Annotated in this window: 14 protein-coding genes; 1 reads left to right on the forward strand and 13 read right to left on the reverse strand. The window is 72.5% G+C overall.

Annotation, left to right across the window (positions count from 1 at the left end; all coding sequences use genetic code 11):
* Positions 1-274: 274 nt before the first annotated feature.
* The 6 genes from AB0D18_RS21150 to AB0D18_RS21175 form a co-directional block, all read right to left on the reverse strand.
* Entirely contained in the window at positions 275-2,548 is a 2,274-nt protein-coding gene (locus AB0D18_RS21150; RefSeq protein ID WP_362420553.1) for a protein kinase, read from the reverse strand.
* Between the two features lie 135 nt (positions 2,549-2,683).
* Positions 2,684-4,222, reverse strand: a complete 1,539-nt coding sequence (locus AB0D18_RS21155) for a methyltransferase (RefSeq protein WP_362420556.1) — start codon at positions 4,220-4,222, stop codon at positions 2,684-2,686.
* A 195-nt stretch (positions 4,223-4,417) separates the two neighbouring features.
* Positions 4,418-4,951, reverse strand: coding sequence for a small secreted protein (locus AB0D18_RS21160; protein ID WP_362420559.1), 534 nt, complete (start codon positions 4,949-4,951; stop codon positions 4,418-4,420).
* A 212-nt stretch (positions 4,952-5,163) separates the two neighbouring features.
* On the reverse strand, positions 5,164-7,680 hold the full coding sequence (locus tag AB0D18_RS21165; protein WP_362420562.1) for a sodium-translocating pyrophosphatase: 2,517 nt from the start codon (positions 7,678-7,680) through the stop codon (positions 5,164-5,166).
* Between the two features lie 201 nt (positions 7,681-7,881).
* Positions 7,882-8,331, reverse strand: a complete 450-nt coding sequence (locus tag AB0D18_RS21170; RefSeq protein WP_362420566.1) for an ATP-binding protein — start codon at positions 8,329-8,331, stop codon at positions 7,882-7,884.
* A gap of 112 nt (positions 8,332-8,443) precedes the next feature.
* The gene (locus AB0D18_RS21175) at positions 8,444-8,797 is read right to left on the reverse strand and encodes an STAS domain-containing protein (RefSeq protein ID WP_185033884.1); all 354 of its coding nucleotides are present in this window, start codon (positions 8,795-8,797) and stop codon (positions 8,444-8,446) included.
* A gap of 163 nt (positions 8,798-8,960) precedes the next feature.
* On the opposite strand from AB0D18_RS21175, the gene AB0D18_RS21180 reads away from it, so the two are divergent.
* Positions 8,961-11,480: a DEAD/DEAH box helicase gene (locus AB0D18_RS21180; protein WP_362420569.1), complete on the forward strand. Its 2,520-nt coding sequence runs from the start codon at positions 8,961-8,963 to the stop codon at positions 11,478-11,480.
* Here AB0D18_RS21180 and AB0D18_RS21185 read toward each other — a convergent pair.
* From AB0D18_RS21185 to ssd, 7 genes are all read right to left on the reverse strand, one after another.
* The gene (locus tag AB0D18_RS21185) at positions 11,457-11,858 is read right to left on the reverse strand and encodes an Rv3654c family TadE-like protein (protein ID WP_362420572.1); all 402 of its coding nucleotides are present in this window, start codon (positions 11,856-11,858) and stop codon (positions 11,457-11,459) included. The two genes, AB0D18_RS21180 and AB0D18_RS21185, sit on opposite strands and share 24 nt — an antisense overlap.
* On the reverse strand, positions 11,855-12,238 hold the full coding sequence (locus AB0D18_RS21190) for a TadE family type IV pilus minor pilin (protein ID WP_362420575.1): 384 nt from the start codon (positions 12,236-12,238) through the stop codon (positions 11,855-11,857). Before AB0D18_RS21190 ends, AB0D18_RS21185 begins: the two co-directional genes overlap by 4 nt.
* The gene (locus tag AB0D18_RS21195) at positions 12,225-12,404 is read right to left on the reverse strand and encodes a DUF4244 domain-containing protein (RefSeq protein WP_362420578.1); all 180 of its coding nucleotides are present in this window, start codon (positions 12,402-12,404) and stop codon (positions 12,225-12,227) included. The genes AB0D18_RS21190 and AB0D18_RS21195 overlap by 14 nt, the downstream gene beginning before the upstream one ends.
* Positions 12,405-12,555: 151 nt before the next feature.
* The gene (locus AB0D18_RS21200) at positions 12,556-13,347 is read right to left on the reverse strand and encodes a type II secretion system F family protein (protein ID WP_362420581.1); all 792 of its coding nucleotides are present in this window, start codon (positions 13,345-13,347) and stop codon (positions 12,556-12,558) included.
* A complete protein-coding gene (locus AB0D18_RS21205; protein WP_362420716.1) occupies positions 13,344-14,171 on the reverse strand; it encodes a type II secretion system F family protein in 828 nt (275 codons plus the stop codon). The genes AB0D18_RS21200 and AB0D18_RS21205 overlap by 4 nt, the downstream gene beginning before the upstream one ends.
* Before the next feature lie 26 nt (positions 14,172-14,197).
* Entirely contained in the window at positions 14,198-15,349 is a 1,152-nt protein-coding gene (locus tag AB0D18_RS21210) for a TadA family conjugal transfer-associated ATPase (RefSeq protein WP_362420584.1), read from the reverse strand.
* The gene (ssd, locus tag AB0D18_RS21215) at positions 15,346-16,449 is read right to left on the reverse strand and encodes a septum site-determining protein Ssd (RefSeq protein WP_362420587.1); all 1,104 of its coding nucleotides are present in this window, start codon (positions 16,447-16,449) and stop codon (positions 15,346-15,348) included. Before ssd ends, AB0D18_RS21210 begins: the two co-directional genes overlap by 4 nt.
* Positions 16,450-16,493 lie beyond the last annotated feature (44 nt).

The following is a 16,493-nucleotide window of genomic DNA, read 5'->3' on the forward strand; positions in this document are numbered from 1 at the left end:
GACGGTACAACCCGCCCTCGTGTCAAACGGCAAAAGCCCGAAAGCCCGCAACGGCCACTCGGAGACGGTAACCCGACAATCGCCATTCCTGCCGCCCGGACCGACACACCACCCCTTACGGGTCCGCCGACCGGCGGGGTCCGGGCGAAGGGCCGGACCGGGGCCCGCCCGTGCGGTCCCGGTGGCCCGGACCCCGCCCGGCCCACCGGCCCGACCGCTCCAGCGCCCGGCCCTGGGACCGGCATCCGCCCGTCACCTGCCCCTCACCCGCCCGTCACCCGCCCGTCGGCGAGACCGTCCCGGACTCCACCTTCCGGTCCGCCCGGCCCACCGTGCAGACGAGCTTGGTGAAGCCGACCTTCCACTCTTCGTCGGCTGCGATGCTGCCGTTCACGGACAGCTTGTCGCCCGGCGCCCAGAGCGACTCGAACTTGTTGCTGCACAGCTTGTGCGCGTTGTCGACGACCCGCTGGTACGCCATTCCGGCCGGCGCACCCAGCGAGCCGACCACCTGGTCCGTGTGCGGATTCGCACAGTCGGTCAGCAGTGCGGCCCAGTTGTCCTTGAGCTTCTTGTACGTCCAGCAGTCGCCGACCGCCATCCCGGACACCGGCAGATCGAGACCCGTGTCACGGAATCTCCCCACCTCACTGCCGATCCCGGTGTGCCGCCCGAGCACCAGACAGACGACCTGCCCGCCCGCCGTGTCGAACCCCTGCGCCGTCGGAATCAGCGGATACGTCGCCGCGTCGGGCAGCGCCGCCACCACCGAGCGGGTCTGGCTCCGGCACCGCGCGGCCCCTTCCCGCTTGGCGTCCTGCGCGGTGTCGAACTTCTCCACCGTCATCGCCTGCCCGTCCGGCAGGCTCGTCGCGCAGTCCACGGTCCCGATGTTGGGCTGCCCCGTGAACGGCTTGCTGGACCACACGGCATTGACGCAGTCACCGACCCCGAGGGGCTTGCTCAGCCCGATGGACTCTCCGTACGGATAGAGCTCGCCCGAGCCTCCGCCGGAATCGCTCGCTGAGGGAGAGACAGAGGCCGCGGCCGAATCCGACGACTTGGCTCCGCCCGCGCCTGCCCCACCCTTCTCGTCCCCGCGGAGGGCGAGCACCGCCCACGTCCCGCCGCCGATCGCGAGCAGGGCCGCGACGACGGCCCCCAGCACGACGACCCGCCGATGCTTTCGCCGCCCGGCGTCCGAGGGACCGGGCGGGACCGGTATCCCCGGGGTCCCTGGGGCCCCTGAGGTTCTGGCGGTCCCCGGGGTCCCCGGGGTCCCTGGGGTCCCGGGCGTCCCTAATGCCCCGGCCGCCTCTGGTGCTCGTGGCTCCCCTGACGCCCTTGGCGCCCCTGACGCCCCGTCGCCCGGAGCGCCGGGCGTCGACGGCGTTCCCCGGCCGGGCCCTCCGCTCCCCCTCTCCACCCCCATCGCCGCGTACGGATTCGGCTCGTAGGGATGCGGGCTCGACAGGTCGTAAGGACCTCTCGGCGGTGTCCCGCCCCGGCCCCCACCCGGCGTCAACTCCCCCCTGACCAGCGGCACCGTCCCACCCGGCGGCCCACCGGAACCAATAGCTCCGCCAATCCCTCCGCCCACGCCTCCGCCTCCGTACGGCAGCACAGGGCCGAATCCCGCCACCGGCCCCTGCCGCGCCCGCTCCAGCCCCCGCGCCACCGTCTCGGGCGCGGACCGCCGGGCCGGGTTCTTCGTCAGGAGTCCCAGCAGCACAGGACCCAGCAGCTCCCCGGCCCGTACGGGCGGAGCCGGAGGTTCCGTCAGCAGGGCGGTGAGCATCGCGTAGTCGTCGGACCGGTCGAAGGCGCCCCGGCCCTCGACCGCCGAGTAGAGCGTCGCGCCGAGCGAGAAGAAGTCGGCGGCCGGGGTCGGCGGGTCGCCGCGCGCCCGCTCCGGGGCCAAGTACCCGGGTGTACCGAGGATTCCGGCGGTGGCGGTCAGCCGGGGCTCGTTCGACCCCGGCTGGAGCGCGATCCCGTAATCGGCCAGCAGCACACGCCCGTACGGGTCCGAACCGTCCGGCGCGAGAAGGATGTTGGCCGGTTTCACGTCCCGGTGCAGGATGCCGATCCGGTGCCCGAAGGCGAGCGCGTCGAGCACCGCGAGCCCGATCCGCGCGGTCTCCTCTGGCGAGAGCGGGCCCGAACTCCGTACCACCGCCTGGAGATCGACGGCGTCCGGCACGAACTCCATGACAATCCACGGCAGTCCGTCGTCCACGACCACGTCGTGCACGGTCACCACATGCGGATGGCCGCGCAGCCGGGCCGCGTTGCGGGCCTCGCTGCGCGCCCGGGCGATCCGCTCGGCACGCTCGCCGTCGTCGACCGGGGCGTCGTCCACACCCTCGGGCATGACGATCTCCTTGATGGAGACCTCAATGGCCAGCTCCTGGTCGTACGCCAGCCACACGCGCCCCATGCCGCCCACGCCCAGCTTGCGCACCAGCCGGTACCGGCCCGCGACGATCCGTCGTCCGCCCCTCGGCCCGCCCTGCCGTCCGCCCCGCTCCGGCGTGCCTCCCGCCATGGCGCCTCCCCCGAGACCGCGTACCCGAGACCACTGCTCTCCCGTACGTGACGACGCGCGTCGTCACGTACTCCCTCGACGGTAGCCGCGCCCCCGGGGCGGTACAGAGACTCTTACCGGGCAAATGCCGTCGCTTCAGCCCCTCCCGTTCTCCAGCGGCTCCAGGAACCCCTGCTCCACCAGCGACCGGATGGCCTCCGGCGTCCGGTCCCAGAGCAACACCGGGTCCTCCTCGATGAGTTGGGCGATCGCGTCCAGGATCTGCCCGGCGGTCAGCGCCCCGTCGGACACGCCCGCGAAGCCCGCGCCGACCGTGTCGACCTTCGTCGCCCGGCGCATCCCCCGGTTCTGGCGCAGCACCACGTACTCCGGGTCCTCGGCCCCCGGCAGTCCGATCTGCTCCTGGACGACCTCGTCGGCCAGCTTGAAACGGTCCGCGAGCAGCGCCGCGTCGTCGTGGCCGCGCAGATAGTCCTGACGCTCGAAGTGCGCCCGGATCACCGGGCCGAGCGGCTGCTCGACGGGGTGCGGCCACTCCTCGACGGTGATCGACGGCGCCTCCTCGGCGGCCGCGGACTTGCGCAGGGTGATCCAGCCGAAGCCGACCCCGGTGGTCTTGCGGGCCTCGAACTCGTCCAGCCACGCCTCGTACCGCGCGGCGTAGTCGGCGGGGTCCGTGCGGTGGTCGCCGCCGTCGCGCAGCCACAGCTCGGCGTACTGCGTGATGTCCTGCACCTCACGCTGCACGATCCACGCGTCGCAGCCGCGCGGCACCCAGGAGCGGAGCCTGTCCTGCCAGTCCTCGCCCTCCACATGCTGCCAGTTGGCGAGGAACTGGGCGTATCCCCCCTCGTTCAGCAGCTCCCCTGCTCCCTGAACGATCGTGCGGCACAGATCGTCCCCGCCCATCCCGCCGTCCCGGTAGGTCAGCCGGGCGCCGGGCGAGATGACGAACGGCGGGTTGGAGACGATCAGGTCGTACGAGGCGTCCCCGACCGGCTCGAACAGCGAGCCTTCGAGCAGCTCGGCGGCCGCCGCCCCCGACAGCGCGAGGGTGAGCCGGGTGAAGGCGAGCGCGCGCGGGTTCAGATCGGTGGCGGTGACCCGCACCGCGTGCTGCGCGGCGTGCAGCGCCTGGATTCCGGACCCCGTACCGAGGTCGAGGGCGGAGCCGACCGGCGTCCGTACGGTGATTCCGGCGAGCGTGGTGGACGCGCCGCCGACCCCGAGCACGACGCCCTCCTCGCGGGTGCCCGCACCGCCCGCGCCGCCGACCGCGCGTCCCAGGTCGGACACGATGAACCAGTCCTGGCCCTCGTCCCCGCCGTACGGCCGCACGTCGACCCGCGCCCGTACGTCATCGCCATCGGCCTCCAGCCAGCCGTCGGCCAGACACAGCTCCACCGGCAGCACGGCGGCGGCCCGCGCGGCCGGCACGGACTCCTGGAGCAGGAAGAGCCGCACCAGCGTCTCCAGCGGGCCTTCGCCGCGGGTCGCCCGCAGCGCGGGCACGGTCTCACCGCGGGCCAGCGCGCTGTACGCGGGCGCACCGAGCAGGTCGAGCAGCCCGTCGGCGGTGAAGGCCGCGGCGAGCAGGGCGTCCCGCAATCGGGGCGCGCTCTCGGGAGCGGGCAGGGACTCGGGCAGGGGCGCGGAAAGGCTGGTCTGACTCACCCCGCCATTGTCACCGCTGCCACTGACAATCGGCGTACCCACGAAAGCACCCCGCCCCGGGACACGGCACCGCGCTCCGGGCGCGGGATCCGCCGGCCCGCTCCACACGTTGCGGTCGCGGATCGTCAGCCCATGCCGCGGCGCTCCGGGCGCGGGATCCGCCGGCCCGCTGCGCGCCGCGCCCCAAGCCGGCCGCTACTGGCCCGCGGCCGGGCTCCCGGCCCCGTCCTTCGGCTTCTGGCAGGTCGGCTGCGCCTTGCTGAGCAGCTTGTCCGCCTTCTCCATGTCGGCGCCGATCTCCTTCAGGCCCTTCGCGAACGAGTCACCGTTCTTCGGGTCGAGGGCCTCGGCCTTCTTCTTCAGCGCGGTGTACGCGGCGGCCTGCGCCTCAAGCTGCTTGATGCCGTCCTTCTGGAGCTGCTCTCCCTTGTCGATCGGCGGCACGCCCGAGGTGCGCAGCGCCTCGGCCAGCGCGCGGTTCGACTCCGCGACCTGCTGGAAGGCGGCCACATCGGCCTTCTTGATGTCCTCGGGCTTGCCGTCGGCCGCCGTCGCGACGATCAGCTGCTCGGCCTTGCTCCGCTTGTCGAGCGCGGTCTTCTCCTTCGGGCAGAAGGCCTTGGACCACTCCGCCTTCTTGTCCTCGGCGTCGTCTCCGCAGCCGGACAGCGTCGCCATCATCACGAGTACCGCACCGCCGGACAGTGCGGCTGCAAGCTTCTTGTTCACCGGATTGGTCCCTTCCAAGGTCGTCGGCCCCGGAACATACACGCCAAGTGGGCTACCACCGCGTGCCGGGCATCCCATTCACCCGGCATTGAAGCCATTTGCACCAAGAGAGAGACGGCTCACGCCCCTCTCCCGCGCCCGCGTACGAAGGGGCGGGCGGCACGCCAACGCGTGTCGCCCGCCCGCCTTCTGAGCTGCCGTTACCCGATCTGCTACGGCACCGCCTTCGTCGTCATGGGCGGCCCGGCCTGCTCGGGGACACCCCCGGAGCTGCCTTCGTCACCGTGCCCGCCGGCACCGTCTCCGCCGGCACTGTGTCCACCGTCGCTGTGTCCACCGTCACCACCCGCTTCGTCACCCATGACGATGCCGCGCCGCTTGGACACGTACACCGCGCCGACGATCACGCCGAAGGCGATGACCGCGACCACGGCCCGTACCCATGGATTCGCGTCGACGCCGAAGCTGAACTGCACCACAGCGGGTGCGATCAGCAGCGCCACCAGGTTCATCACCTTCAGCAGCGGGTTGATCGCGGGCCCCGCGGTGTCCTTGAAGGGGTCGCCGACGGTGTCGCCGATCACGGTCGCGGAGTGCGCCTCGCTGCCCTTGCCGCCGTGGTGCCCGTCCTCGACGAGCTTCTTGGCGTTGTCCCAGGCCCCGCCGGAGTTCGCGAGGAAGACCGCCATCAGCGTGCCGGCCCCGATCGCACCCGCGAGGTACGAGCCGAGCGCGCCGACGCCGAAGGTGAAGCCCACCGCGATCGGTGCCATGACGGCGAGGAGTCCCGGCGTCGCCAGCTCCCGCAGCGCGTCCTTCGTGCAGATGTCGACGACCCGCCCGTACTCCGGCTTCTCCGTGTAGTCCATGATCCCGGGGTGCTCGCGGAACTGCCGCCGCACCTCGAAGACCACGGCCCCCGCCGACCTGGACACCGCGTTGATCGCAAGACCCGAGAACAGGAAGACGACCGCGGCGCCGAGCATCAGCCCGACCAGGTTGTTCGGCTGCGAGATGTCCATGGAGAGGTTGACCGGGGTGCCCTCGCCGCCGGTCACGATGCCCGCCTTCCGCGCAGCGCCCAGGATGGCGTCCCGGTACGAGCCGAAGAGCGCGGCCGCCGCGAGGACGGCCGTGGCGATGGCGATGCCCTTGGTGATGGCCTTCGTCGTGTTGCCCACCGCGTCCAGGTCGGTGAGGACCTGGGCACCAGCGCCGGTCACGTCGCCGGACATCTCGGCGATGCCCTGCGCGTTGTCGGAGACCGGCCCGAAGGTGTCCATGGCGACGATGACGCCGACGGTGGTGAGCAGCCCGGTCCCGGCCAGCGCGACCGCGAAGAGGGCCAGGATGATCGACGTACCGCCGAGCAGGAACGCTCCGTACACGCCGAGCCCGATGAGCAGCGCGGTGTAGACGGCGGATTCGAGCCCGATGGAGATGCCCGCCAGGATCACGGTCGCGGGTCCCGTGAGCGACGACTTGCCGATGTCGCGCACCGGCCGCCTCGTCGTCTCCGTGAAGTACCCGGTGAGCTGCTGGATCAGCGCGGCCAGCACGATTCCGATGGCGACGGCGACCAGCGCCAGCATCCGCGGATCGCCGCTGTGCCCGAGCACCGACTTGTCCGCGACGCCGTCGAGTTCGGCGTACGAGGACGGCAGGTGCACGAAGACGGCCACGGCGACGAGCACCAGCGAGATCGCGGCGGAGATGAAGAACCCGCGGTTGATCGCGGTCATGCCGCTGCGGTCGCTGCGCCGGGGTGCGACGGCGAAGATGCCGATCATGGCGGTGATCACGCCGATCGCGGGCACGATCAGCGGGAACGCGAGTCCGGCGTCGCCGAAGGCCGCCATGCCCAGGATCAGCGCGGCGACGAGCGTGACGGCGTACGACTCGAAGAGGTCGGCAGCCATGCCCGCGCAGTCGCCGACGTTGTCGCCCACGTTGTCGGCGATGGTCGCGGCATTGCGCGGATCGTCCTCCGGAATGCCCTGTTCGACCTTGCCGACCAGGTCGGCGCCGACGTCGGCGGCCTTGGTGAAGATGCCGCCGCCGACCCGCATGAACATCGCGATGAGCGCGGCGCCGAGCCCGAAGCCCTCCAGGACCTTGGGGGCGTGGTCGGCGTACACGAGGACGACGACGGCCGCACCGAGCAGGCCGAGGCCCACGGTGATCATGCCGACGACGCCACCCGTACGAAAAGCGATCTTCATTGCTTTGTGGGACGCGGCCTTTGAGCCGGCTCCGCCGGACGGGGTGGTGAGATCCTTTTCCGCCTCACCCTCCGCAGGAGTCGCTTCCCGCGCTGCCGCCGCAACACGCACATTGCTTCGTACGGCAAGACGCATACCTATGTATCCGGTGGCCGCGGAAAATACCGCGCCGACGAGGAAGAACAGCGAACGCCCTATCCGCTGCGAGGTGTTGTCCGCCGGAAGCAGCAGCAACAGGAATACCACCACCACCGCGAAGATCCCGAGAGTACGCAACTGCCGCATCAGATAGGCATTTGCACCCTCCTGTACGGCGGCGGCGATCTCCTTCATGGAGTCGGTGCCCTCGTCGGCCGCCAGCACCTGCCGTGTCAGCAGGCGGGCGACGATCAGTGCGGCGATCGCGACGGCCGCGATGACGATCACGATGAGCCGGTTGTTGTCGGTGAGTGAAACCGCGAGGTTCGAGAAGTGTTCGGACTGTGGGGAGTTGAAGAGTCCCGCCATTCGTCCTCCTTGACGCACAGAGCTCAAGACGTGGACGGATTGTAGGTAGCGGAAGCTGATCTCAACAGACCGCAGTGAAATCGATCTCTCGAAATGATTTTGAAACGGCCTGGAAAAAACGAAAGGCCCTGCTCAGCAGGGCCTCACGAATATCACTTACGGAAATGCGGCAGAAGCATTACCCCAGGGGTCCCAGGGACCTCAGGGCATTGCCACCGCGGAAGCGGTGGGCCAGCTCATGCGGATCATTCCGCCGTTCTCCCCGTCGACCACTTCGAGGTCGTCGACGAGTCCACTGATCACGGCGAGGCCCATGTCGTCCTCGCCGTCGGAGTCGAGATCCACAGCACCCGGCACCGACTCCGGTGTGTTGCGCGCCCCCGGCACCGCACCTGCCGGTCCGGGAACCTCGTCGCCGACCTCGATGGAGAAGGTCTTCTCCTCCTCGGTCAGCGCGACCCGTACCGGAGCCGTGATGCCGTTCGTACGGTGCAGCCCCACGGCCCGGGAGCACGCCTCGCCCACCGCGAGCCGGACTTCGTCCAGCACCGCCTCGTCGACCCCGGCCCGACGCGCCACGGCGGCCGCCACGAGGCGGGCCGTCCTGACGTGTTCGGGCTGGGCGCTGAAACGGAGTTCCACGGTGGCCATTGCGCTCCCCCTTGACGTACGGGCGTGCATCCGCGGGAAGCCGGGCACGAAGCCCGGCACCCCACGTTGTACTGCTCTTTGATTCTGTATCGCTTCCGGAGACCGGAAACCGTCAGTCGGTGGCCGCGACGGCTTCGTCGACCGTGGTGTGGATCGGGAACACCTTGGTCAGTCCGGTAATCCGGAAGATCTTGAGAATGCGCTCCTGGTTGCAGACCAGGCGCAGCGAACCCTCATGGGCACGCACACGCTTCAGTCCACCCACGAGCACGCCGAGACCGGTGGAGTCGAGGAAGTCCACGCCCTCCATGTCGACGACCAGGTGGTAACTGCCGTCGTTCACCAACTCGACCAACTGCTCGCGCAGCTTGGGCGCGGTATACACATCAATCTCGCCACCGACCTCGACGACCGTACGGTCGCCGGCAGGTCCGGTCACGTTGCGAGTCGACAGGGACAGGTCCACGGATCCTCCAGCACCTTGCTATCGAGCGGCCGCCCCCCTGAGGTCTCCCCGGCGGAGCCAGAGGACGGAACGCCAGCCGCGAAACGCATTCAATCACTTACCAGCAGGCGAGCACGACGCCTTGGGCCCATTGTCCGTCACGCCAGTGACACACTCGGCGGTGATGGCCAAGAAACCCGGTCCCGGACGACCGCCCCAGAGCAGGGTCAAGACCCCGTCTCCCGGCGAGGTCCTCGCCCGTCTCGCCGCAGGGGAGAGCCGGGCCGCTCGCATCACTCATACGGAGCACTTGCCCCCGAGGAAGGGCAGCCATGCAGTCTGGCCCGACCGCATCCGTACGGAAGTGATCGCGGCCATCCGCGAAACCGGGATCGAGCACCCCTGGACCCACCAGGCGCAGGGAGCGGAGCACGCGCTGGACGACGAATCCGTGGTGATCTCCACAGGAACGGCGTCCGGCAAGTCCCTCGCCTATCTGGCCCCGGTCCTCACCGCCCTCCTCGACGGCTCGGAGGCCCCCAACGGGCGCGGGGCCACGGCCCTCTACCTCGCCCCCACCAAGGCCCTGGCCGCCGACCAGCGCCGCGCGGTGAAGTCCCTCGCGGCCCCCCTCGGCAACGCGATCCGCCCGGCGGTCTACGACGGGGACACCCCCGTCGAGGAACGCGAGTGGGTGCGCCAGTACGCCAACCTGGTCCTCACCAACCCCGACATGCTGCACCGCGGCATCCTCCCCTCGCACGCCCGCTGGTCCTCCTTCCTCAAGGCCCTCCGCTACGTCGTCATCGACGAGTGCCACACCTACCGGGGCGTCTTCGGTTCGCACGTCGCCCAGGTGATCCGCCGTCTGCGCCGCCTGTGCGAGCGGTACGGCGCGAACCCGGTCTTCCTCCTCGCCTCCGCCACCGCCGCCGACCCCGCGGTCGCCGCGAGCCGCCTCACCGGCCTGCCCGTCCACGAAGTCGCCGACGACGCCTCTCCCCGCGGCGAACTGGTCTTCGCCCTCTGGGAGCCCCCGCTCACCGACTTGCACGGCGAGCGGGAGGCGCCCGTCCGCCGGACCGCCACCGCCGAGACCGCCGACCTCCTCACCGACCTGATCCTTCACAAGATCCGCACAGTCGCCTTCGTCCGCTCCCGCCGCGGCGCCGAACTGATCTCCCTCATCACCAAGGAACGCCTGGCCTCGATCGACCGCACCCTCCCCGACCGGGTGGCTGCCTATCGGGGCGGCTACCTCCCGGAAGAACGCCGCGCCCTCGAAGCCGCCCTGCACTCCGGCGAACTGCTCGGCCTGGCCGCCACCACCGCCCTCGAACTCGGCATCGACGTCTCGGGCCTCGACGCCGTCCTGATCGCCGGCTACCCGGGAACCCGCGCCTCCCTCTGGCAGCAAGCAGGCCGTGCGGGCCGCTCCGGCGAGGGCGCCCTCGCGATCCTCGTCGCCCGCGACGACCCGCTGGACACCTACCTCGCCCACCACCCCGAGGCCCTCTTCGCCCAGCCCGTCGAGTCGACGGTCCTCGACCCCGACAACCCCTACGTCCTGGCCCCCCACCTCTGCGCGGCAGCCGCCGAACTCCCCCTCACCGCCCCCGACCTCGCCCTCTTCGGCCCGGCCGCCGCCCCCCTGCTCCCCTCCCTCGAAGCGGCCAACCTGCTCCGCCGCCGGGGAAAGTCCTGGTACTGGACCCGCCGCGAACGGGCCGCCGACCTCGCCGACATCCGGGGCGGCGGCGGCAACCCCATCCAGATCGTCGAAGAGTCGACGGGCCGCCTCCTCGGCACGGTCGACGCCGAAGCCGCCCACACCGCGGTCCACGAGGGCGCCGTCCACCTCCACCAGGGCCGCACCTACCTGGTCCGCCGCCTCGACCTGGAAGACTCCGCAGCCCTCGTCGAAGAGGCCAACCCGCCCTACTCCACGACCGCCCGCGACACCACCGCCATCTCCATCCTCTCCACCGACACCACCGTCCCCTGGGGCACGGCCCGCCTGCACTACGGCTCCGTCGAGGTCACGAACCAGGTCGTCTCCTTCCTCCGCCGCAAACTCATCACCGGCGAAGTCCTGGGCGAGACCAAACTCGATCTCCCGCCCCGCACCCTGCGCACCCGGGCTGTCTGGTGGACCCTCACCGAGGACGACCTCGACGCCGCCCGTCTCACCCCGGAGATCCTCCCCGGCGCCCTGCACGCCGCCGAGCACGCCTCCATCGGCCTCCTCCCGCTCTTCGCCACCTGCGACCGCTGGGACATCGGCGGCGTCTCGATCCCCCTCCACCCGGACACGCTGCTGCCCACGGTCTTCGTCTACGACGGCCACCCGGGCGGCGCCGGATTCGCCGAGCGCGGCTTCCACACCGCCCGCGCCTGGCTCACCGCCACCCGCGAAGCCATCGCCTCCTGCGAGTGCGACGCCGGCTGCCCGTCCTGCATCCAGTCCCCCAAGTGCGGCAACGGCAACGACCCCCTCCACAAACGGGGCGCCCTCCGCCTCCTCACCACCCTCCTCAACGCCGCCCCCACCGACACCACCTCCCCGCCCGACAGACCCGTCCCACCCGACGCCACCTCCCCGCCCGATGCACCCGGCCCACCCGACGCCACCTCCCCGCCCGATGTACCCGGCCCGTCCGACACCTCCGGCCCGCCCGGCTCATCCAGTCCGTCCGGCGTCTAGGGGCGGGGAGGGGCCCCAGCCCGCCCGAGCCCTCACCACCGCCTCGTACGGCCCCACCCCCGCCGCCACCGAAACGTCCGCCACCTCCCCCCGCACCACGCACCCCACCACCCGCACCCCCTGCGCCCCCGCCACCTCCTCCGCCCTCCCGCACGCCGCTCCCTCCCCCCGCGTCCACTCCCCGGCCGCCGCCAGGGCCGCCAAGTCCGCCCCGCTCCCGGCCCGGTGACGGGCCACCACGGCCTGCCCCATCGCCAGTACTCCGGTGAACACCACCCCGAGCAGCGCGACAACTCCCAGCGCCCAGACGGTCGCCGACCCCCGCTCCGCCCGCCGCCGGCAGAACACGCCCGGCCGCTTCCGGCCACCCGCCCTCACACCCCCACCCCCACCGTCTCCTCCGCCAGCGCGACCGCCTCGGCCCGCAGCGTCAGCCCCAGCCGGCCGGGCCCCGGCACGGGCGCTTCCACCAGCACCCGCACCAGGTCGCCCTCCCGCCGGAACCCGACCTTCGCCCCGTCCGGCGCCGCCTGCCTGGCGGCCGCCTCGGTCGCCGCCTGCGGTTCCTGCCGGGCTGCCGCCCGCGCCCCGGCCCTGGCGGCGTCCACACACTGGATCTGCGCGGAGGCCGCCATCAGCGCCCACACCAGCGCCAGCCCGAACAGCATCAGCACCGGCAGGGTCAGCGCCGCCTCGGCGGTCACGTACCCCCGGTCAGCTCTACGACGAGCTGTCCCCGCCCCCTCAGAACTGCACATCGAGCGCCCTCTCCACCGCCGACTGCAACGCCGCTGAGACGGCGCCGCTGCTGACGACCTTGTAGAGCACCGCCGCAAAGGCACACGCCGCGATCGTCCCCACCGCGTACTCGGAGGTCGTCATCCCGGAGTCACCGGCCAGCCGCCCCTGCACCCGCGCCCGCATCCGATCCAAGCTCCGGCCCCAACGCCGGCTCCAACGCCGGCGCCAGCCCTGGACCTTCATCCACTTCCACATCTCAACCTCCCGTTGATTCCGCTCACTTCTTGCTTCGGACCGGTTCACTCCGCTTCGACCCGAATCGCTTCGACCCGCTTCATCCACCCGCCAGCAGCCCCTCCGCCAGTCCGATCACCACCGGTGCCACGCCCACCACCAGGAAGGCGGGCAGGAAGCAGAGCGACAGCGGCACCACGATCAGCACTCCGGCCCTGTTCGCCGCGGCCTCGGCCCGGCGCGCCCGGTCCGCCCTGAGCCCGTCCGCCACCCGCCCGACCGCCCCGGCCGCCGGAGCCCCGCTGGCCCCCGCCCGCTCCAGGCACCTGGCCAGACCGGCGGCGCCCGGTATCGCCGCCAACCGCCCCCACGCCTCGGCCGGTTCACCGCCGAGCCGCAGCTCCGCCGACGCCCGGACCAGCCGCTCCCCGACCGGCCCGCCGAGTGACTCCCCGACCGCCTCGGCAGCCTCCCGCGGCCCCGCCCCTGCGGCCACGCAGGCCGCCAACAAATCAGCCGCGAGCGGCAGTTGACGTCCTGCGGCGGCTTCCTCCGCCGCCGCCTCGCCCCGCGGCTGCCGCCCCCGCTGCCAGCGCCGCACGCCGACCGCGGCCACCGCCCCGGCCAGGCACCCCCACACCCCACCCACCAGCACATATCCCGCGACCACAGCCCCTGCGGGCGCTCCCAAGACCCGCGCCCACTCGGCCCCACCACGAAAACGCCCCCGCCGCCCCTCCCCGTACATCGCCGCCTCGACCGCCAGCAGCGTCGCCAGCCGCCGCCGGGCCTCCCGCTCCCTGCGCCGGCCCGCCACCGCAAAGGCCAGGCAACCCACAGCCGCGGCAGCGCACACCACCACCCCCAGCCTGTGGACAACTTCCCCGTTCACGCGTCCTCCCCCTCTCCGTTCCGTACGATCCGGCGGGCCCACAGCAGCCCTCCGGTCTCCAGCAGTCCTCCCGCCACCAGGCATCCGAGCCCCAGCGGTGTGTGCAGCAGCACCCTCAACGGGTCGGCGCCCATCGCACTGCCGATCAGCACGCCCACCACCGGCAGCACCGCCAGGAGCGCCACCGTCGACCAGGCCCCGGCCAGCCGGGCCCGCAGGTGCTCCCGCCGGTCCCGCTCGGCCCGCAGCGCGGCCTCCAGCCGGTCGAGCCCGGACGCGAGTCCGGCCCCGCTGCCCACCGACACCTGCCAGCAGACCGCCACCCCGACCAGCCCGTCCGCCCCCGGCTCCCGTGCGGCCCGGTGCAGTGCCACCGGTACGTCGCCCCCGAACCGGGCCGCCGCCAGTACCTCCGCCGCCGCATCCCCCAGTACGCCCGTGTCCGCGACCGCCGCGCACAGCGCCTGGCCCGGCTGGCTGCCGGCCCGCAGCTCCCCGCTCACCGCCCCGCACAGCGCGATCACCTCGTCCGTACGTCGCCCGCGCGCCCGCTCCGACTCCCCGGCCCGCAGCCGCCGTCCGACCAGCGGCACCGCCACCGCCCCCAGCACCAGCGGAATCACCGACTCCGCCAGCGCGGCGACCACCCCCGCCGCCGGTACGCACAGCCACTCGGGCCGCACCCGCTCCCGCAACAGCGGCCAGAGCCGTTCCCAGGGCGCCTCCCGCTCGTCCGCCACGCCCCCGGCCACCACCAGCCGGGCCCGCCGCATCCCCCGGTCCCAGCCGACCAGCAGCCAGGCCGCAAGCCCCGCGCACACCATCGCCGCGTACGCGGCCGGTCCGGCCGTCACAGCGCGCCCCCGATCAGCTCCCGCAGCCGCGGCCAGCCCCGCTCGCGTACGAATCCGCCGGCGCCCCACCGCAGCGCGGGCACCGTCACCACCAGCCCCGCCGGATCCCGCTCCAGCACGTGCACCTCGGCGAGCCGCCGCCGGCCCTCCCGGTCCCGTACGAGGTGCAGGACCACCGACAGAGCCGCCGCCAACTGGCTGTGCAGCGCCGCCCGGTCGAGCCCGGCAGCCGTCCCCAGGGCCTCCATCCGGGCCGGAACCTGCGCCGCCGCATTGGCGTGCACAGTGCCGCACCCGCCTTCGTGCCCGGTGTTCAACGCGGCCAGCAGCTCGGTCACTTCGGCCCCACGGACCTCACCGACCACCAGCCGGTCGGGCCGCATCCGCAGCGCCTGCCGCACCAGGTCCTGCAGGGTGACCCGCCCGGCGCCCTCCTGGTTCGGCGGCCGGGACTCCAGCCGCACCACATGCGGATGGTCGGGCCGCAGCTCCGCCGAGTCCTCTGCGAGCACGATCCGCTCCCGCTCCCCGACCAGCCCCAGCAACGCCGAAAGCAAGGTCGTCTTCCCCGCCCCCGTACCCCCACTGATCAGGTACGACAGCCGGGCCTCGACCAGCGCCCGCAGCAGTACGTCCCCGCCGGGCGGCACCGTCCCCGCCGCCACCAGCTCCTGGGGCCGGAACGCCTTGGGCCGCACGACCCGCAGCGACAGACACGTCGACCCGGCGGCCACCGGCGGCAGCACGGCATGCATCCGCGTCCCGTCCGGCAGCCGCGCGTCCACCCACGGCCTGGCGTCGTCGAGACGCCGTCCCGCCACGGCCGCGAGCCGCTGCGCCAGCCTGCGCACCGCCGCCGCGTCCTGGAAGGACACCGGCGCGAGCTCCAGACCCGCCCCACGGTCCACCCAGACCCGGTCCGGCGCGGACACCAGCACATCGGTCACCGACGGGTCGGCGAGCAGCGGCTCCAGCGGCCCCGCCCCCACCAGCTCGGACCTCAACTCGTCCGCAGCGCCCAGTACTTCGGTATCCCCCAACAGCCGCCCCTGTTCCCGCAGCACGGCGGCCACCCGGGCCGGTGTCGGCTCGGCCCCGCTCTCCGCGAGGCGCATGCGCACCGCGTTCAGCAGTACGGTCGCGTTCATCCGGCCGCACCTCCGACCAGCGCCCGCTCCCAGAACGCGGTGCAGAACCGGGCCAGCGGACCCCGCGCACTGCTCCCCGGCGGATCGCCGTCCGCGAGCGCCTCCAACAGTCCAGGTTCGGCCGGAAGTTCACCCACCAGGGGAAGGTCGAGCGCCTTGGCCACCCACTCCTCGTCGAGCCCGGCCGCGTACGGCCCCCGCACGACGGTCCGCAGGTCCTCCAGCACCATGCCCGCCGCGGCGGCGACCCGCTGGGCCGCAGCCACGGCCCGCAATTCCCCGGGCACCACGAGCAGCCCGAGGTCCAGCTGGGCCAGGGCTTCCGCCACGCTCTCGTCCACCCTGCGCGGCAGGTCCACGACCACCACTCCGCCGGCCCTGCGGGCTGCGGCCAGCACGGCCCGCATCGCCTCAGGCGGGATGACCACCGCGTCACTGCGGTCCCAGCTCAGCACCCTCAACTCGTGCAGACGGGGCAGCGACTCCTCCAGTGCGGCGCTGGCGACCCGCCCCCGCGAGGAGGCGAAATCCGGCCAGCGCATGCCCTGAACGGTCTCCCCGCCGAGCAGCACGTCGAGTCCTCCGCCGAGCGGGTCACCGTCGATGAGCATCGTGCGCCGGCCGGCCCGCGCCGCCGTCACGGCCAGTGCGCACGCCAGGGTGGAGGCTCCGGCTCCGCCCCGTCCGCCCATCACTCCGACGGTGAGTGCCTGACGGCCGACGCCCTCCGTCGCGTCGGCGATCCGGTTCACCAGCCAGGTCTCGGCGTCCGGCAGGCGCAGCACGTAGTCCGCGCCGATCTCCACCGCCCGCCGCCACACAAGTGGGTCGTCCTGGTCGCGCCCGACGAGCATCACGCCGCGTCTGCGCACGGCTCCGCGCACCCGGGCCGCCGCGTCGTCCCCGACGAGCACCAGCGGCGCCGCTTCCCAACTTCCGTGCCGTTCCGGCAATCCGTGATGAACTTCCGGCTCCGCCCCCGCTGCGGCGCACAATCTCAGCAGATCGTCGAGCAGTTCCACATCTTCGGTGACGATCAGCGGTCCGCCCCGCCGCCCATCGGCAGCCGACAACCGGTCGGGTGTGATCGGTACAGCCACGATCCCCGCCCCCTCTCACTGCGCCCTCAAGCGATTCCGAGATC

Source organism: Streptomyces sp. NPDC048442 (genome assembly GCF_040651475.1).
Taxonomy (GTDB): domain Bacteria; phylum Actinomycetota; class Actinomycetes; order Streptomycetales; family Streptomycetaceae; genus Streptomyces.